The organism is Aeromonas sp. A04 (assembly GCF_047780465.1).
Lineage (GTDB): Bacteria > Pseudomonadota > Gammaproteobacteria > Enterobacterales > Aeromonadaceae > Aeromonas > Aeromonas bestiarum.
Map to the genome: position 1 here is coordinate 673,576 of NZ_JBLNHP010000002.1, position 17,465 is coordinate 691,040.

General features: G+C 59.8%; 19 protein-coding genes and 2 pseudogenes. 6 read left to right on the top strand and 15 right to left on the bottom strand.

Annotated features, from left to right (window positions below; all coding sequences use genetic code 11):
* Nucleotides 1-76: 76 nt before the first annotated feature.
* The 6 genes from ACM3N8_RS10825 to lysB all read right to left on the bottom strand — a co-directional run bounded on the left by ACM3N8_RS10825 (nt 77) and on the right by lysB (nt 2,748).
* Nucleotides 77-337 (bottom strand): hypothetical protein, encoded by a 261-nt coding sequence (locus ACM3N8_RS10825; protein WP_416016083.1) that lies wholly within the window; start codon nt 335-337, stop codon nt 77-79.
* Complete coding sequence (locus ACM3N8_RS10830; protein ID WP_416016084.1) at nt 309-1,241, bottom strand: hypothetical protein; 933 nt, start codon at nt 1,239-1,241, stop codon at nt 309-311. The genes ACM3N8_RS10825 and ACM3N8_RS10830 overlap by 29 nt, the downstream gene beginning before the upstream one ends.
* Before the next feature lie 63 nt (nt 1,242-1,304).
* Nucleotides 1,305-1,757, bottom strand: coding sequence for a phage virion morphogenesis protein (locus ACM3N8_RS10835; RefSeq protein ID WP_416016085.1), 453 nt, complete (start codon nt 1,755-1,757; stop codon nt 1,305-1,307).
* Entirely contained in the window at nt 1,739-2,209 is a 471-nt protein-coding gene (locus ACM3N8_RS10840) for a phage tail protein (RefSeq protein ID WP_275909271.1), read from the bottom strand. Before ACM3N8_RS10840 ends, ACM3N8_RS10835 begins: the two co-directional genes overlap by 19 nt.
* Nucleotides 2,184-2,438 (bottom strand): Rz1-like lysis system protein LysC, encoded by a 255-nt coding sequence (gene lysC / locus ACM3N8_RS10845; RefSeq protein ID WP_253852888.1) that lies wholly within the window; start codon nt 2,436-2,438, stop codon nt 2,184-2,186. The genes ACM3N8_RS10840 and lysC overlap by 26 nt, the downstream gene beginning before the upstream one ends.
* Nucleotides 2,323-2,748 (bottom strand): Rz-like lysis system protein LysB, encoded by a 426-nt coding sequence (gene lysB / locus ACM3N8_RS10850; RefSeq protein WP_253852692.1) that lies wholly within the window; start codon nt 2,746-2,748, stop codon nt 2,323-2,325. Before lysB ends, lysC begins: the two co-directional genes overlap by 116 nt.
* 92 nt (nt 2,749-2,840) lie before the next feature.
* Between lysB and ACM3N8_RS10855 the strand changes: the two are divergent.
* A pseudogene (locus tag ACM3N8_RS10855) lies at nt 2,841-3,998 on the top strand (IS3 family transposase).
* A 10-nt stretch (nt 3,999-4,008) separates the two neighbouring features.
* On the opposite strand, the pseudogene ACM3N8_RS10860 reads toward ACM3N8_RS10855, so the two are convergent.
* The 4 genes and pseudogenes from ACM3N8_RS10860 to ACM3N8_RS10875 form a co-directional block, all read right to left on the bottom strand.
* A pseudogene (locus ACM3N8_RS10860) lies at nt 4,009-4,425 on the bottom strand (replication endonuclease); the annotation flags it as partial.
* Nucleotides 4,426-4,531: 106 nt separating this feature from the next.
* Nucleotides 4,532-5,326 (bottom strand): SDR family NAD(P)-dependent oxidoreductase, encoded by a 795-nt coding sequence (locus ACM3N8_RS10865; RefSeq protein ID WP_416016086.1) that lies wholly within the window; start codon nt 5,324-5,326, stop codon nt 4,532-4,534.
* A 51-nt stretch (nt 5,327-5,377) separates the two neighbouring features.
* Nucleotides 5,378-6,394, bottom strand: a complete 1,017-nt coding sequence (locus ACM3N8_RS10870) for an NADP-dependent oxidoreductase (RefSeq protein ID WP_416016087.1) — start codon at nt 6,392-6,394, stop codon at nt 5,378-5,380.
* A gap of 14 nt (nt 6,395-6,408) precedes the next feature.
* On the bottom strand, nt 6,409-7,341 hold the full coding sequence (locus ACM3N8_RS10875) for an alpha/beta fold hydrolase (protein ID WP_416016088.1): 933 nt from the start codon (nt 7,339-7,341) through the stop codon (nt 6,409-6,411).
* 104 nt (nt 7,342-7,445) lie between these two features.
* Here ACM3N8_RS10875 and ACM3N8_RS10880 point away from each other — a divergent pair, with 104 nt between their 5' ends.
* A complete protein-coding gene (locus ACM3N8_RS10880; RefSeq protein WP_290019552.1) occupies nt 7,446-7,889 on the top strand; it encodes a winged helix-turn-helix transcriptional regulator in 444 nt (147 codons plus the stop codon).
* Between the two features lie 309 nt (nt 7,890-8,198).
* On the opposite strand, the gene ACM3N8_RS10885 is transcribed toward ACM3N8_RS10880, so the two are convergent.
* From ACM3N8_RS10885 to ACM3N8_RS10905, 5 genes are all read right to left on the bottom strand, one after another.
* Nucleotides 8,199-8,375, bottom strand: a complete 177-nt coding sequence (locus tag ACM3N8_RS10885) for a DUF3606 domain-containing protein (protein WP_080741165.1) — start codon at nt 8,373-8,375, stop codon at nt 8,199-8,201.
* Between the two features lie 195 nt (nt 8,376-8,570).
* Nucleotides 8,571-8,756: a hypothetical protein gene (locus ACM3N8_RS10890; protein WP_416016089.1), complete on the bottom strand. Its 186-nt coding sequence runs from the start codon at nt 8,754-8,756 to the stop codon at nt 8,571-8,573.
* Nucleotides 8,757-8,913: 157 nt separating this feature from the next.
* The gene (locus ACM3N8_RS10895) at nt 8,914-10,905 is read right to left on the bottom strand and encodes an MtrB/PioB family decaheme-associated outer membrane protein (protein ID WP_416016090.1); all 1,992 of its coding nucleotides are present in this window, start codon (nt 10,903-10,905) and stop codon (nt 8,914-8,916) included.
* A gap of 11 nt (nt 10,906-10,916) precedes the next feature.
* Nucleotides 10,917-11,891: a DmsE family decaheme c-type cytochrome gene (locus ACM3N8_RS10900; RefSeq protein WP_416016091.1), complete on the bottom strand. Its 975-nt coding sequence runs from the start codon at nt 11,889-11,891 to the stop codon at nt 10,917-10,919.
* 53 nt (nt 11,892-11,944) lie between these two features.
* Nucleotides 11,945-14,059 (bottom strand): OmcA/MtrC family decaheme c-type cytochrome, encoded by a 2,115-nt coding sequence (locus ACM3N8_RS10905; RefSeq protein ID WP_416016092.1) that lies wholly within the window; start codon nt 14,057-14,059, stop codon nt 11,945-11,947.
* Nucleotides 14,060-14,306: 247 nt separating this feature from the next.
* On the opposite strand from ACM3N8_RS10905, the gene pdsA reads away from it, so the two are divergent.
* From pdsA to nrfD, 4 genes are all read left to right on the top strand, one after another.
* Nucleotides 14,307-14,918, top strand: coding sequence for a periplasmic diheme shuttle PdsA (gene pdsA, locus ACM3N8_RS10910; protein ID WP_416016093.1), 612 nt, complete (start codon nt 14,307-14,309; stop codon nt 14,916-14,918).
* 160 nt (nt 14,919-15,078) lie between these two features.
* Nucleotides 15,079-15,711, top strand: coding sequence for a cytochrome c nitrite reductase pentaheme subunit (gene nrfB, locus ACM3N8_RS10915; RefSeq protein WP_416016094.1), 633 nt, complete (start codon nt 15,079-15,081; stop codon nt 15,709-15,711).
* Nucleotides 15,708-16,376, top strand: coding sequence for a 4Fe-4S dicluster domain-containing protein (locus ACM3N8_RS10920; RefSeq protein WP_416016095.1), 669 nt, complete (start codon nt 15,708-15,710; stop codon nt 16,374-16,376). Before nrfB ends, ACM3N8_RS10920 begins: the two co-directional genes overlap by 4 nt.
* 45 nt (nt 16,377-16,421) lie before the next feature.
* Complete coding sequence (gene nrfD / locus ACM3N8_RS10925) at nt 16,422-17,375, top strand: cytochrome c nitrite reductase subunit NrfD (protein WP_339014714.1); 954 nt, start codon at nt 16,422-16,424, stop codon at nt 17,373-17,375.
* Nucleotides 17,376-17,465: the final 90 nt, after the last annotated feature.

Sequence of the window (17,465 nt, forward strand, 5' to 3'; positions counted from 1 at the left end):
TGAATCGGGTTAAACTATCACAACCTCCGTAAAAGGCCCATACGGGCCTTTGATTCTGTGACTGCTATACATTGTTTCACAAGCCTATAGCTTTGGGCTCGCGGCGCCGGTGGGGGATCAGTTTGGGCCAGTCGCTGTCGCCGTGGGTGTTGGGTTGGATATGGCGGGTGCGGTCGGCCAGGATCTTGCGGGCCTGGTTCAGGGGGTAAGGGTACTCGTGAATGATGGAGTAGTAGCGGCTGGCGTCGCGCCAACACCAGGTCAGGGTGCAGAGCTCGTCATCGGTCAGGCTGATGGCAGGTGGCGTGCTACGTCTGTTTCTGAAGAATGTAAACACAAGGCGGCGAGTTAGACATAGTCGGTTTACTAGCCCACTCAGCCCAGCGCACCGAAGGGAGTTTATCCAATTTGCCTAACTGGGAGCAGCTTGCCTTTTCGCCGGTGGTTGCTTTTTTACCATCCGGTTTAGGGGGGATGGTCACGCTATCAATTTGGTCATGGCGTAGGTAGATGGTGCCATCCTTCTCCGTCCAGAAGGTGCACTGGGTAGAATTGCAGGCGATGCGCAGTGCTGGGATGCCTTCGGGATGTTTGGCATAGGTGAGCTGTTCGGCAAAATCTGGCAATCCGTTTTTCATTTTTTCAATTTGCTTTGTGGCCGACTCTTCACCATTACGATAGCTATAAAATGCTAATCCAAAGACAACGGCGCAGGTGAAAAATACGTAACAGAAGCGAAGGTACCAAGTAAAGATTACGTCATATGTGGTTTCTAGCCATTTAGCCTCATGGGGTTGCATGGCGTATTTTAATAGTGCTCTTAGGAAGCGGAGCATGCATTCACTGTTACCGATGTCAGATGCAAGGGAGCTAATGTGACCTGAGCACTTTTTTATAAGCCTGTACGTTAATGCAATGATTGCCCCGATCAGCATCAAGGCGCCCACTAATGCGAGTGGATATATGATTAAAGGCAACACATTACTGGCTAATGCAACGACACCCATCAGCAAGTTTTGCTCCGTAGAGAGTGGGAATTCGCTGCTATCTACGTGAAAAAAACCTAAATATCCCATATGCCGAGTCATACCAAACAGGTAGATACAAGCCGTCAGTAGCGGCAGCAGGGTTAAGGCAATCTGTACTAGCACCAAGGTTTGTTCGGGGGATTTGGCTGGTTTTTTCCCATTCTTGCTGGCTTGTTGGCGGAGCCGCTGCCGCAGTTCGCTACGCTGATTCATCCTTGCCTCATACGATAGAGTTTGCGCCGTATCGTATGGTTTTCAGCTTCGCTCGACAACCTTCTATTTGCTCAAATGGGCCAGCAACAGCTCCTCCAACAGCTCCACTTCCTGGGTAGTGATGCCCAGCAGTTCCCGCGCCGGATAGCGGATCTCGCGGCCCTTGATGCGGTCTTTCAAGCCATATTGGTGGATGGTGGCGAGGCGGTTGGCGGAGCCGACAAACTCGACTATGGCCTGATGTTCGGTGCTGGTTGCCTTGAGCCAGCGGGGGCTGACCAGATGCTGAAACATCTTGCGGCGGGTGGCGCCGCGTTTTTTCGCCAGCTTCTTGAGCGGTTTGCGTGGGGCCATGGGGTTGCCATCTGGTTGGAGGTTGGCCCGGATCCGCTTGGTTTGGCTGGCGCGCAAGGTGCGGGCCATTTCACCAGCTAACTGGCGTCGGGCTCCTGGTTCCATGCTGGCCAGCAGTCCATCTGCCCATTGGGTCAGGCGGCTCAGGTCGTCGGTGGCCATGGCTGATGCTCCCCGTTGATGAAGAGTTCCCAGGTTATGCCGTCGTAGGGGTCTTCCGGCGGCTCTGGCAGGTGCTCCCAGCCAATCCCCTGTTCGTTCTGCCAGACCCTGACCCGCTCGGTCAGCTTGACGGTGATGATGAGGTCCATCAGGTCGTTGGCGAGGTATTCGGCCTCGAAGGTGATGCCATCCTTGCGCCGTTCGTCGTTGGTCATCAGCTCGGGCTGGTGTTGGCGCAACCAGGCCAGCAGCGGCACCATGATCTGGTCCGGGTGGCCGGCGAAATCTTCAATCCCGATAGAGAGCGGGTATTGCCACTCGAACGAGAGCGAGCGGGCACCGGTGCTTTCGACGTTACCAGGGGCGATGAAGATGTGCAGTTTGTCCGGATTGGTCTTGAGGTGCGGCACGCAGTTGGTCAGCACTTCACGGATCTGTTTTGGCTTTTCCATCTCCACTCCTTTGTTGTTGCTGCCGTTGCTGGCAGGTGATGAGACTGTCTACCTTGGCGGCGTAGCTGGCCCAGGCTGCCTCGGTCTGGGTCAACTGGTCGAGCAGGTCGCCGTTATTGGCCGGGCTGGCCGGTGACAGTTGGCAGGGGGTCAGCCCCTGACAGGTGAGCCTGATAATCTGCGGCGCCGGTGATGGCGGTGCGCTGGAGCAACCTGATAACAGGATCAGGCAGAGGGCTATCAGCCCAAGACCTAAGTTCAGCATTTTCACGTTTGAGCCTCTTGATGGTATCGGCGCGGGTGGCAGCGGTCATCGACAGTTCGCCCAGCTGGCTTTGCAGTTTGGCGGCGGTTTCTGCCTGGGCGTTCAGTTCGCCAGTAAGGGTGTTGATGGTGGTGTCTTTGAGCCGTTCCCGCCGCTCGGCCTCTTTGGCCTTGTCGTCGGCGGCCTTGAGGTCACTTTGCAGGGTGGTGACCTGGCCCTCTGCCGTGGCGGCCGAGGTGGCAGACCAGCCCCAGCCGCCCAAGGCGATGGCCAAGGCGATCAGCAACCAGGTGAGGGGTGTAGTGGTCTAATCATCCCGGACACCGTTTTAGGTGGTACAGTCGTCACCATGACTAGAGGTGTTCAATGACAAGATTACGTCGCTCATTCACTGCCGAGTTCAAGCTGGAAGCCGCATGCCTAGTGCTCGACCAAGGCTATTTCGTCCCCGAAGCCAGCCGTTCACTGGATGTCGGCACAACAGTGCTGCGTCGATGGGTTCAGCAACTTCAATCAGAATGAACTGGCACAACCCCTATCAGCAAGGCTCTGATCCCAGAGCAACAGAAAATCCAGGAGCTGGAAGCCCGCACCAACCGGCTTGAACGCGAAAAGGTCATTCTAAAAAATCTACTGCTCTCTTGATGGCGGACGCACTCGAACGTACGCGCTGATAGACCGATTAAGGGAGCAAGCCTCTATCACCCTGGCCTGTTGCGCTTTCGGTATACCAACCTCCTGCTTTTACGACTATCTGGCTCGCAGGCGTACAATTGACCGTGAACGGGTGCAGCAGAGAAGTGAGTTACGGCGTCTGTTCAACGAGAGCAGAGGCTCAGCTGGCAGCCGGGCCTTAATGTCGATGATGCGGGAGTTGGGGCATCAGATTGGCCGGTTCAAGGTGAGTCGACTGATGAAGGAAGCGGGACTGGCCGTCCAAGCAACCTGGCTCTCATACCTACAAGGTCGCCCGGGCTGAACGACCAGACATCCCGAATCTGCTGGCGTATGAATTTGCTGCCCCGTAGCCCAACTAGGTGTGGCGATATCACTTACGTGTGGGCCGGTGGTCGTTGGCATTACCTGGCGGCGGTGCTCGACCTCCATACCCGGCGGGTCGTGGGCTGGTCAATGTCTGACAGACCTGATGTTGACTTGGTCGTGAAAGCGCTCGAGATGGCGTATTAGCAGCGAGGTTGTCCGTCCGGTGTGCTGTTTCACTCCGATCAGGGGATCCAATACGGCAGTCGGGTATTTCAGCAACGGCTGTGGCGCTATCGCATGACCCAGAGCATGAGTCGGCGTGGCAACTGCTGGGATAACGCGCCGATGGAGCGGCTGTTCAGGAGCCTCAAGACTGAATGGTTTCCGACCACGGGGTACATGAGCCTGCGGGAAGCGAAGCGGGATGTCAGCAACTACCTAATGAAATATTACAACTGGCGGCGCCCGCATCAACACAATGATGGGATACCGCCAGCAGAAGCCGAAAAACGGCTTAACTGTGTGTCCGGATTTAGTTGACCACTACAATCCCCTGGTTGTTGCGCTCCAGCTCCTGATGGTCATGGCTCAGGGCGTAATGCTGCAGGGTGCTGATCACCCGCCACTTATCGGTCGGGCGCATAAACAACAGCAGGTGCCAGTGCGGTGTCCCGTCATGGTGCGGTTCGCAGACCCGAAAGCCATAGACGGGGGTATTGCTCCGCTTGAGGGCGGCTCGGGTCAGGCTCCACAGTTTGGCCAGGTAGACGCAGGTTTCACGCGGGGTGGCACCTGCATACCGTTTGTTCTCAATGGCCTGGCCGTTGCGCTGCTGTGTCCAGGAGTGAAATTTGCTCGGGGCTGTCCAGGTAAAGAAGACCCCCACATGGCCTTGCTCCTCGGCGTAGTCCTCAAAGCCGCGCATGCGGGTCATCATTTCATTGCGGCGGTTGACCGGGTGCCCAATGGCGCGGCGGTACGTCAGCGGTGCTAGAACGAAGCGGTTCTTCAGAGACAGGTTATCTAGTCTGGATCGGGTTGCATGGCAACAAGGATGCCTTTCCCGGCCATGGTCAGAGGGCAAGGAGCCTGGGTGCAGGCTGACTGGTCTGCATCGCGTCAAACAGTTCGGCGCGCGCAGTGTCGAATCGCTCCCACAGGCCTGTGTCTGCCAGCGACGGCAATGTGACCGACTCGCCTTGGTCGAAACCGGCCAGGGCGGCGTCGACAAGATGCTCGGCAGACATCACAGTTTCTTGCGGCAATGCTGCCAGTGGTACCCCGGAAATATCCCAGAGATCGGTGGCTGTGGCCGCGGGTAGCACCACTTGAACCCTGATATTGGTATTGACCAGTTCTTGCTGCAGACCCCGGCTGAAGTTGAGAACAAAGCCCTTGGTGCCACTGTAGACGGCGCTGACCGGCAACGCATGAAGTGCCAATGCCGAGGCAATGTTGATAATGACCCCCTCGTTGCGTGCCTTGAACGCCGGCAGCACGGCCTGCGTCAGGCGCGTCAGTGCAGTGATGTTCAATGCGATCTGCGCCAGTGAGTCTTTCAGCTGTGCGTCGGCAACTTGGCCCAGCTTGGCAATACCGGCGTTGTTCACCAGTACATTGATGGCGGAATGACCCGCGAGGATGCTTTCCAGGGCCGCGAGGTCGGTTTCTTTCTCAAGATCGGCCACCAGGGTGTCAGCCTTGATGCGGTATGTCTGCTCAAGCTGAGCCGCGAGACGCTGCAAGCGGTCACCGCGCCGTGCGACGAGCAATAGGTCATAGCCACGTTGGGCAAAACGATCCGCGTAGATGGCGCCAATACCGGATGACGCACCGGTGACAACCGCGACTTTTCGAGATGAGTTCATGGTATTCCTCTATCAATCAGGTGATTAACGTCTTGATATTCAGTTGGTTTTTTACGTCATTTTGATGACGACTTTACCCTTGGCATGGCCTTGGGCCAGATAGGCCAGCGCCTCTTTTGCCTGCTCGAACGGGAACACCCTGTCGATCACGGGTCGGATATGTCCCTGCTCGAGGAGTTTGCCGATTTCGGCAAGTTGAGCACCATCTGGGCGCGCAAAGAGAAAGGAGTAAGTAACGTCCCGCTTCTTCGCAAGGCGCATGATCTTGCGGCTCATCAACCGGAACAGGCAGGTCAGCACTATGTTCAGCCGTCGATCACGCGCGAACGCGGCGTTCAGCGGCCCAACGAGCGAGACGATCTTGCTCCCCGGCGTGAGGATGCCAATGGACTTCTCTAGCGCATCCCCCCTGATGGTGCCGAGTACGGCGTCGTAACCGCGCAGCACGTTCTCGAATTCTTGTTTCTTGTAGTCGACCACTTCGTCGGCGCCCAGGCTGCGCACCAGTGCCACGTTGCCCGTGCTGGTGGTGGTGCCCACCTTGGCGCCAAGGTGTTTTGCCAGCTGGATAGCGAACGTGCCGATGCCGCCAGCTCCCGCGGGAATGAATACCTTCTGGCCAGCCCGAAGATGTGCTCGCTCCTTCAGCGCTTGCCACGAGGTGAGCCCGACCATGGGGATAGATGCCGCCTGCACGAAGTCCAGATTGGCCGGTTTCAATGCGGCTGCGCTTTCCGGCACCACCGCGAACTCAGCGATCGACCCCGTACCCAGGTCGAAGATGTTTGCGAAGATGGCATCGCCTGGCTTGAAGCGCGTTACGCGGCTGCCGACCTCAGTCACCACTCCGGCCAGATCGCTCCCTACAGTGGCCGGAAATTGGAAATCCAGTATTGGTTTGAATATCCCGGTCAGGATCATATTGTCGATCGGGTTCACGGCCGCAGCGTGGACCTCAACGAGTAGCTCGTCGGGCCTAAGCGTGGGACGGGGCAGGTCGGTGAGCCCGATGTCGGGCGACTTGCCATAGCGTTTGAAGGTGAGTGCTTTCATTGTTTGGCTTTTCATCTTTGGCCTTTCATTCATATCGGATCACTGGAGTCAGTCAGAAAATCCAGCACAGCTGGCACAAAGGCTTGGTAGTGCTGGAAGATGCCCCCATGCCCGGCATTCGGGTAGATAGTCAGCTTGGCATTCGGCAGACGGCGAGCCATGTCGGCCGAATGGCGGCTGTCGACCATCAGATCACGGTCACCGTTGGCGACGAACACCGGTTGTGTGATCACAGATAGGTCATCTGGCCCACTCAATCCTGCAGTTCTGATGGCCTTGAGTTGTGCCTGTCTGGCCTGCAGGGAAATGGGTTTGTCACGGTTATGAGTGCGCTCCTTCAGCCTGGAGAAATACGCTTTCGCAGCGCGCTTGCCATCCGGCGTGCGGGGGAAAAACAAGAAATTCCTCGGATCGCTCAGCGTGAGCGCCGCTTTGAGGTAAGCGATGACGGCAATGCTGGTGATCCCATCGATACCGCCGCCCCCCCGTGGTCCAGTGCCAGCCAGGACAATCCGACGCACCAGGTCAGGAGCCTGCAAGGCCACCATCTGGGCTACGCCACCGCCCAATGAGAATCCGAGCAGATCGACGCTGCGAAGTCCCAAGGCACGGATGAAGGCGATGGCATCGCGCCCCATTTCCTCGATAGTCTGCGGCACCACTCCCCCCGAGGCACCCACACCGCGATTGTCAAAGGCGATAACCCGACGCTGTGCGGCGATGCCGTCGATGACGCGGGGATCCCAGTCGTCGAGCACGGCCATCAGGTGGTGCAGAAAGATCACCGGTACGCCGGAGTCGGGACCGAGGGCCCGGTAGGCGAAAGGTACCCCGCCAACGTCAATCGTGCGGGTCGGTACATCTTTCCATGCCACATTGCCTATCTGTGGTACCGCAGTCGCTGCGTCGGTACCTGAAGATGCTCCGGTTGCCGGGGCGATGCTTCTGTCGTTCGTGCTCATCAATGAAACCTCAGTGCCGGGTGGATTGCACATAGTCAAAGTGTTAGTATCAAATTAGTACTAACGATACGATCGATTCACCAACAAGTCACTATCAAAACAGTATGAACATGGAAAATAATTGCAATCTCTCCTGCCCGATCGCGCGCAGCTTGGCTGTCGCGGGTGATTCATGGAGCATATTGATCCTGCGGGATGCCCATGCGGGCCTTACCCGCTTTGACCAATTCAGAAAAAGTCTGGGTATTGCCCCGACTATGCTGACCCGCCGGCTGGCGACACTGACGGAGGAGGGGCTGCTAGAGAAGCGGCGCTACTCGGAGCATCCGCCACGAGAGGAATATCTGCTGACCGCTGCCGGTCGCGACTTTATGCCGGTGCTCTTCATGATTGGCGCGTGGGGACGCCAGCACAGGGGCGGTGGCAAGCTGGTTCGTTTCCTCGATGCTGAAACGGGCACAGAAATCAAAGCCATCGCGGTGGATGAGGTCACAGGGGCCAAGATAGGGACTCGCCCTATGCGTATGGTCATGCCGGAAGAAGTCTGACGGGGTATGTGAGCAAACGGATAGATGGAGAGGGTATGTGGTGGCGACTTCCTGGATCTGCTCGCACTGACACCGGCTGCGCCATTGTGGGTGGCTGATGGGGGCAATCTTCATTGGCCTGCTTGTGCCCCTTCATGTGGCATGTCGGTGGGAAATGGATGTTGTTGCTCCACCAGGTTCATCCGCTGCAGCACTAGCCCGAAGAGGTTAGCGATGTCGGTCTGGGCGCAGCCGGGTGTTTCAGCCATCTCTTTGAATGCAAAAGCCCCGCGGGTGGGGCTTGTTGTCAGGTGATGTTTATCCGGGCCTCTATTTTTTGAGGTGCTTTCTGATGGCCTTGCCCGAGGTGCCGACGGCTTTCACCGCTCTTTTCAGCTGGACTTCGGTGCACTCGAACGTCTTGATCCACAGCTTCATCTCATAGGGGTCGTTGACGTTGATGCTCTTGGCATCGAGGGGATGGGCGATGGTATTGTTGTCAGGCATAGGAACCTCAACTTGTTGAAATGGTTGGCGAGACAGCTGTCCCGACTCGGTGCTCATGTTCCTCTATATAAGTCGTGGGCGTGGTGATGGGGCTCACACAACGCGGGTAGCGGGTGAAACAACGCGCCCCTCATTACCCGAATCATCGGGCGTGGTGCCAGGATGAGGCGCATTGCGCGCAAAGAGGTTGCCATATCAGGTGGCTGTCGGGGTCATCCTCCCGAGCATCCCGAGCATCCCGAGCATCCCGAGCATCCCGAGCATCCCGAGCATCCCGAGCATCCCGAGCATCCCGAGCATCCCGAGCATCCCGAGCATCCCGAGCATCCCGAGCATCCCGAGCATCCCGAGTATCCCGAGTATCCCGAGTATCCCGAGCATCCCGAATACCCCAAAGCATCTTGATGGCCACGGGAGGCTTGAGCCCGCAAGCGCCATGGCCAGATCAGCGAGCCTCAGGCCGGGGTGGCGAGTATGGGGCCCTTTATCAGGCAAGAAAAAGGGGAGCCAGGCTCCCCTTTGGTTTGTTGCATAGCGGTCAGAACTTGTAGAGCCAGGAGACGGCGGTGAAGTAGCCGTTGTAGTCCTGATTCAGGTTGCCGAGGTTGCGCTCTTCGCCTGTGTAGAGGTAATCCACATCCTGGAAGTATTCGTAGCGCACATCCCAGCGCAGCGAGTGCTGCTTGGTGAGCTGATAGAGGGCATAGCCTTCCAGCCTGTGCTGCTTGCTGGTCAGATCCGGGTAGTCATAGCCCTTGCTGGCGTCCGTCTTGCCGCGGCCATAGGCGAAGCTGTAGTCGAACCCCAGCTCGAGATCCCGGTCAAACGCCTTCTTCTGGGTCAGTCCCAGCCCCAGGGTGGTGATCTCGTCGCGCACCGCCGTGCTGTAGGGATCCCAGTCCGGCGCGCCTGTGTAGGCATGGTTCTGGGCTGAGCTTATCCACTGCAGGTTGCTGAACAGGTGGCCGCTCAGATTGTCGTCAAACTGCTGGTTGAGGGTGAGGTCGAGGCCATAGTCCTTGCCCTCGCTGCGCCCTATGTCCGGCTCCTTGTAATCATCCTTGGCCCACCAGCCTTCCAGGCTGGCATCCAGCCCCTCGCTGAACTGGTAGCCGAGATCGGTTCTGAGCTCCACCCTGTCCCTGTCCGCCAGATAGAACTGGCGCAGGGTCGGACTGCCGTTGCCACCGTCGCTGTCATGGCGCCAGTCAGAGCCGTTGCGGGTGCTCCAGGCGAGCTTGCCGCCCAGTTGCAGCGCCCCGGCCGGGCGATAGCGCCCCTTGAGGAACAGGGTGTGCTCGTCGGTGTCCCGCCGGTCGGCCTGCTCCCGCTGATCGGCCTTGTACTGGTAGCCGGTGGTGAGCTTGACCGCGCGACTGAGCCGGTAGTCGGCCTCCAGATCCGCCTTGCTGCGGGTGCGATCGCTCTTGCTGCGCTGCTTGCCGACCACGGCGTATTCGTCCGACTTGTCCTTGCGATCCCGATACTCGCCGCCGGCGCGCAGGGTGAGATCCCGGCCAAAGCGGCCCACCCACTTGGCGTCGGCCTGCAGGGTGCTTACCTCGCCGTGGAAGTCATCCTGGGCGACGGGGGCATTGCGAAAGGCAGTCAGGCTGCCGTTGGAGCTGGCCTGGCTGCTGAGCACGCGGCCGGTCAGGCTCTGCCTGTCCCAGTTGTACTGGCCGGAGAGGCTCAGCTGGTGGAAGTTGTTGTCCGGCTCATAGGCGCGCTCGTTGGCGTAAGGGTCGGTGACGCTGCCGTAATAGAGGGCCGTGTCATCGGTGCGGTAGAGGGAGCCGTTGTAGGCGAGATCGACCAGCCAGCCCTTGCCCAGATAACTGACACCACTCTTGACCAGGGTGGTCGAGGTGCCGTCGACGGGCTTGGGCAGGAGGCCGGGCACGCCGCCGACCCCGGGTACGGTCGGCTGGTAGTAGGCGAGGGTGGCCTCTTTTTTCTCATGAGAAAAATCGGCATAGGGGCGCCACGGGCTCTTGGGCGTATAGGCGAGCCCGGCGGTCAGCTTCTTGCGCATCACCTCCTTGTCGAACTCGGCCAGCTGGCCCTGGGTCAGCTGGCTCTCTCCCGGCTGATAGACGCTGCGGCCATGGGAATTCCAGTAGAAGGGGGACTCCGAGTAGCCCAGCCTGGCACGGACCCCATCATAGTGGCCCTGCTCCAGCGCCAGGCTGAAGCGCTCCATGCCGAGGTTTTTCGCCTCGAGGGAGCCGTAGCGGGAGCCTTCTCCCCGATATTGCAGATCGGCGTTGAAGATGCCGAGCATGCCGCTGTCCTGCTGGCTGGGCACCCAGTTGCGAAAGCGGGTGGCGCCGTCATCGTTGGCATAGCCGGCCCCCAGCCCCACCTCGCCAAACCAGCCTTCGTCGCGCTCGCATGACTTGCAACTCCAGCGCTCGGTCTTGGCCGGCTTGGCCTGCTGCAGGGAGTAATCCCCGATTGCCAGCGGCTGCTCGGCCGCCTGGGCCGAACAGACCGCCAGCAGGGAGAGCCAAAGTGTTGAATATTTCATGACTTCTCTCCTCAGCGTCGCAGGGATTGACCATTGGGGTGGTTGGTCCCGTGGATCTGGTTATGACAATTCAGGCAACTGCCGCCACGCACCTTGAGATCCCCCTCGGGGATGGAGACGTTGGCATGGGGCACGCTGTGGCACTCCTGACACAGTTGCGGTACCCGCTTGTTGAGCAGCGCCTGGTTGATGGAGCCGTGCGGGCTGTGGCAGAGGGAGCAATCCTCGGTCACCGGCTCGTGTTCCCACAGGAAGGGGCCCCGTTTCTCGGCGTGGCACTCGTAGCAGCTCTCGTTGAGGCTGGGCTGCTTCAGGCTGGCCTCGTTCTGCGACTGGTGCGGGTTGTGGCAGCTGGAGCAGGGCAGTTCTCCATTGAGGATGGGGTGGCTGGTGCGCTTGTGCAGATCGGCCTTCTGCTGGGCGTGGCAGCTGGTACAGGTCTCCACCTGCTTCTTGCTGTCCATCACAGGATCCTTGGCCTGGTGCAGGCTGTGGCAGCTGGTGCAGGAGAGATCCTCCACCGCGTGGGCGCTGGCATGCCAGCCCATCCGCTTGGCGTCGGTATGGCAGGAGAGGCAGACGCTGTTCTGCTTCTCCACCGGGACCGGCGAGTCGGGGCCGAAGGTGATCATGGGTTCCCGCTGCTGCCCCTTGCGGGGGTTGCGCGGGTGGTTGCCGGCGGGGCCGTGGCAGGCTTCGCACTGCTTGTCCGCCATGGGGCCATTCTGGTTGCTAAGGTTGCCGTGCACATTGTGGAAGATGCCGGTGGCGGGCTTGCGCGAGTCGGCGTCGTGACACTTGAGGCAGGTATCGGCGCCCTTGGGGGAGTATTTTCCCTGATCGAATTTCTGGTCTAGGGTGGCCTCGACCTGCAGGCGCGGATCGGCATCGGCCGTTGCCGGCTGGGCATCACTCTTGGCCCAGACAGGCAGGCAACTGAGTGCCAGCAAACCCGCCAGGAGCCACTGCGGGGTGGTTATTTTCATATCGTGTCCTTCAACGGCAAAGGGCCAGGGGCAAGTCCCCTGGCCTGGTGGTCTCAACGGAAGTCATACACCTTGTGAACCTTGTCGACGCCCTGCTCCTGCCCGACGGCATGGCAAGACGCGCACTGTTCAACCCCGGTGGCGGCTTCTATCGTGTCTGCACCAAAGATGGCGCCGTTGTTCTTCATGTGGGTGGCCCATTCGTCCCCGGCGGCCGGGTTGTCCGGCTTGACCAGACCCAGCGGCGACTTGAGGTGGCAACTGGCACAGACCACCAGGGTCGGGCTGAAGAACTTGGGTTGCTTGTTGTCTGCCGTGGTGCTCACCAGGGAGGGGCGCTCGTTTTGCTGGTTGGGCAGGTTGTATTGCGCCTTGGTGTGGCAGGACTCGCAGTTGTTCAGCTTGCCCGGGAAGGTGGCATCCCCGCTGCGGTGGGAACCGTAGGCGTGGAAGGAGTGGACGTGGTACTTGAGATCACCCGGCACGCCCGCGTAGAAGGAACTGCGGGTGGCGTTGTGACAGCTGGTGCACTGGGCAAAGTCCTTGGAGGCGTGGGCCGAGCCCGCGTTCCCCTTGGTGTGGATGGCCAGATCCTTGTGACAACCGTTGCAGGAGGTCAGATCCGCGCCCGCCTTGAGCACATAGCTGCCGTCGACCCCGCCTTCGACCCGGAAGTAGGCCTTGGCCGGGTTGATGGCCACGTAGGAGAGGGCGCTGGCGGTGCTGCTGCAGGGGAGCAGATCCCCGGCCGCGAAGGCACCGTTGCGATCCGCCTTGCGGGCCACGCACACCTGCAACTCGGCGACCGTGGCCGCCAGGGTGCCGGTGACCTCGTTGCCCACCTCTTTGCGGCACAGGAAGCTGCCGCCACCCTGGCTCTCGCACTTGGTGAAGTCAATCTTGTTGCCGGTGACGAAGGTTTGCGGGTTGGTGTAGGCCAGCTCGTAGCCGCTGCCCTGATCCCAGTTGACCAGGATGTAGGGGGCCTTGGCCAGATCGCCGTACTTGATGTACTTGAGCACCCCGTCCATGGTCTCGACCGGGCTGCCATCGGCAGTCACTGTCAGCTCGACCTCTATGTTGGGTGCGGCATAGCGCACGTCGTCAAACTTGAACACCAGCTTGTCGCGACCGGCGGCTTCATTGGCGAGATAGCCCATGTGCACGCTGCTGGGGGACTTGGTGTTGCCCGGTTCTTCCGCATGGCACTGGGTACAGAGGGTGCCGCTGTTGATCTTGCCGTTGATGTGGCTGACGTAGCCGGTCGTCGTGGTGGAGTCCGCATGGCAGGCGCCGCAGGGTTTCTCCTGGGCATGTTGCCAGTTGTTGGCGTTCGGCGTGGTCGGAGTGACCCCCTTGTGGCAGGTGTCGCAGTTGCGCGGATCCTGCGGGAAGTGGCTTACCAGCTTGGTGGCGGTCGGGTCCAGATTGCCGTGCAGCTTGTGCACCAGAGTGGTCAGATCGCCGCGCCCGCTGCCGGGCACGCTCTCGTTGTGGCAGGTGACGCAGAGCTTGGGATCGGCGCGGTTGCTGTGGTGGATTGGCTGCTTCATGTGGCAGCTGTCGCAGCTTTTCTGCTCCAGTATGTCGCGGGTCAGCAGTGGCGCCGTGCCGGCGGGCACCCAGTCCAGCACATAGTCGGTGACCGGAATGTCGTTGCTGCCACCGAAGTAGATGCCGAGGCGGTGAGTCGCTGCCTCATCCCAGCGGATCAAGCCGTTGTTGTCCAGCGAATCGCTCGGATAAGGGTCGCGCACCGTGGTGGCATTGAAGGAGAAGGTGTAGCGGTACTGGCCACTGCCAAGGGGTTCCAGCTTGCCGCTGTTTTCACCGGTCGGCCGGTTGTTCTTGGTGCTGTAGATGAAGCTCTTCCAGACGACAGGGTCTTGCCGCGCGGCGTCACGGCCGGGGATCACCTTGGTCAGGGTGAAGGAGGGGAGTGTGGTTCCCAGCTCATAGCCCTTGCCTTGCTTGTCGGTGACGCTGAACTGCACCGAGAGTTGGCCGCTTTCGTTTAACTGGGGGGTGGATGCCGAGATGATCAGCGAGTCCGGGGTACCGGGCGGGGGGGGCGGTGGATCTGTCTTGTCGTTTCCGTCGCCACCGCCACCACAGGACGACAGGGCGAACACCATTGCTGCAGCCACCAATACTTTCCAGTATTTCATTGTTTTATCCTTTTTTATCGGACTTATTGTTCCATGTATGAGCCAAGTCAAAAAATTCCCAAAAACATACTACTTAAGGGTCAAACGAGGACTTAATACGGTATAAATAATTTCCATCTTAATTGTAAGGTTTATATATTAACCGGCGTTGACCGAAGTCTCAAAAACGGATCTCAAAGTAAGCTGAGAGAAAAAAATGTCTGTTTCGATTGAGATTTTTAGGTCTTTTCTGCACGAGGGATGAGAAATGAAACGCAGTATGAAACTGGAAATGCTGGGATTGTCGTTACTGTTGGGCTCCATTGGCACCGCACATGCCAGCATGGATTCCTTGGTGGAGACATGTAATTCATGTCATGGAAGTCAGGGGATCAGCACCCATAACGACATCCCGACCATCGCCGGGCTGGCAGAGGCCAACCTCAGCGAGCAGTTGCGCACCTACCTGGATGGGCGCCCTGCCAAGACCGTTAATCATGTCACCGGTGACACCAGCAAGCAGGGGAACATGACCGACATAGTTAAGGGCCTTAGCGACGAGCAGATCGACGAGCTGGCGGCCCATTATGCCGAGCTGCCCTACCAGCCGATGAAGCAGCCATTCGATGCGGCGCTGGCCAAGGCCGGGCAGAAGCTGCACGAAGAGTCCGGTTGCAAGAAGTGCCACTCGGAAGGGGGCTCTGTGGCGGAAGATGAAGCCTCCATCCTCGCCGGTCAGCCCAAGGGCTACCTGCTGACTGCACTGCAGGAGTTCAAGGCCGGCAAGCGCAGCAACGACGAGAAGATGAACAAGCCGCTCATCGCCATGAGCGATGCAGACCTCAAGGCGCTGGCTGAGTATTACGCAAGCCAGCAGTAACCGTCGCCGCACCCGCTCCCATTGACGCAGCCACCTCGCCGCCCGCCGGCGGGGTGTGCTCCTGCTACCCGGTCATGACCGTCAAAGGCGCTGCTATCCGCTCCTTTTTTGCGCACTGGGGGAGATGACACCCACCGGGTGTCCCTGATCCGGAGTTTTTATGAACGCTGTCATTAAGTGGCTGCTGCTCGGCAGCCTCTGCCTGGGCACAACCCAGTTTGCCAGGGCCGAGGTGGCCCCGGTGATCGATACCCCGACCACCCACACCCAGGCCTCATCCACCGCCGCGCCAGCCGATCAGTCAACCCTGGCCGAACGTCAGGCCAAGGCGGAGAAGAAAAAGGCCGCCGCCAGAAAAGCGGCTGCCCGCTTTGCCAAGTGCGACAAGTGCCACGATGGGGAGGAGGGGATGCACGGCAAGCACGGCAGCGTCACCAACCCCAACACCAATGAGGCGGTCACCTGCACCAACTGTCACGGCAATGCGTCGGCCGATCACCGTAAACAGCGCGGCGGCATGGTCGATGTGATGCGTTTTGGTGACGAGGCGTTTCCCCTCAGCCAGCAGAACGGTGTCTGCATGAGTTGCCATGAGCCGGACGATCTGCGCAAGGCATTATGGGCCCACGACGTGCACGCCACCCGGGTGAGCTGCACCAGTTGCCACCAGCTGCACCCGGCCAAGGAGCCCATGGTCGGCATTCCCGAAAAGTCCCGCATCAAGCTGTGCGTCGACTGCCACAGCAAGCAGCATGAGGCCAAGCCGCCAGCTGCCGTCAAGGAGGGCGCATGAGCACGACCCGTCGCGAGTTTATGGTGGGGATGAGTGCCAGCGCCTTGATCCTGATGACAGGTTCGCCCCGCGCCCTCGCCAACAGCATGACCATAGAGGGGGTACGCTACGGCATGATCCACGACGAGACGGCCTGCATCGGCTGCACCGCCTGCATGGATGCCTGCCGCGAGGTCAATCAGGTGCCACCCGAGGTCTCCCGGCTGGAGATCCTGCGCAGTGGCCCCGTGGGGGAGTATCCGGATCAGGCGTACCACTTCTTTCGCAAATCCTGCCAGCACTGTGACAATGCCCCCTGCGTGCACGTCTGCCCGACTGGCGCCTCCCATATCCGGGCCGAGGATGGCATAGTCGACATCAATCCCGATCTCTGCGTCGGCTGTCGCTATTGCCTCGCGGCCTGCCCCTATCAGGTGCGTTTTATCAACCCGGTGACCCGCGTCGCCGACAAGTGCGATTTTTGCCGCAAGACCAATCTGGCCAATGGCAAGCAGCCCGCCTGCGTGGAGGCATGCCCCACCAAGGCGCTGGTGTTCGGCAATCTGGATGACCCCCAGAGCCCCATCGCCAGGCGGCTGGTGCAGGAGACCACCTATCGCTACAAGCGGTTCCTCGGCACCTCGCCCAAGATGTACCGGGTGCCCAAAGGGGAGGTGGCATCATGAGCGCACATCGGTCTGATGGTCTCTGTCTGATGGGAGGTATACACCATGTGGCATGACGCATTTCATTTCGATTCCCTGGTGTGGGACGGCCCCATCGCCATCTACCTGTTCCTGCTTGGCATCTCGGCGGGGTCGACCACCCTGTCGGTGTTGCTGCGGCGCCAGGGGGCCGGCAGCGAGAGTGGCATCATCAGGGCCACCGCCATACTGGCGCCGCTCAGCGTGATCCTGGGGCTCTTGATCCTTATCTTCCACCTGGCTCGTCCCTGGACCTTCTGGAAGCTGATGTTCCACTACCAGTTCGACTCCGTCATGTCGATGGGGGTCATGCTGTTTCAGGTCTATATGGCGGTGCTGTTCGCCTGGCTGGCCGTGGTGTTCAGGGCCGAGATCGGGGCGCTGCGTCGGCAGTGGCTAGGGGACAAGTTCGCCTTTATCGACACCCTGATTGGCAAGCTGGCGCAGCTCGAACGGCTGCTCAGCCCCTTGCTGTTGCTGCTGGCGGTGTTGCTCGGGGCCTACACCGGCTTCCTGCTCTCGGCCCTCAAGACCTACCCCATGCTCAACAATCCCATCCTGCCTGCACTGTTTCTGGTGTCCGGCATCAGCTCGGGCATCGCCTCCACCATCTTGCTGGCGGTGACCCTGTTTCGGGAGGATGGCCACAGCCAGGGGGTGAGTTTCGTGCACAGGTTCGAGCGGCCCATCGTCGCCATCGAGATCTTCCTGCTGGTCTGTTTCTTCACCGGCCTCTACTTCGGTGGTGGTCAGCGCGAGGCAGCCATGTGGGCGGCGCTTGGCGGCGGTTTCTGGTCCCAGGTGTTCTGGTTCGGGGTGATAGGCCTTGGCATAGTGCTACCCCAGTTGCTGGGGCTGTTTGGTGCTAAGGCGCGGGCGCACCAGCCTGCCCGGTTGGCGCTGATCTGCAGCCTGAGTCTGGTGGGCATATTGCTGCTGCGTTACTTCATCCTCTATGCCGGTCAGATGACGGTGATGTAACGCGCTCGGCCCTGCCTTGGCGCAAGAGAAAAAGCAAAAAGGCGGGATGATCCCGCCTTTTTCATGGCCGTTTGCCGGCGTTGTTGGTCA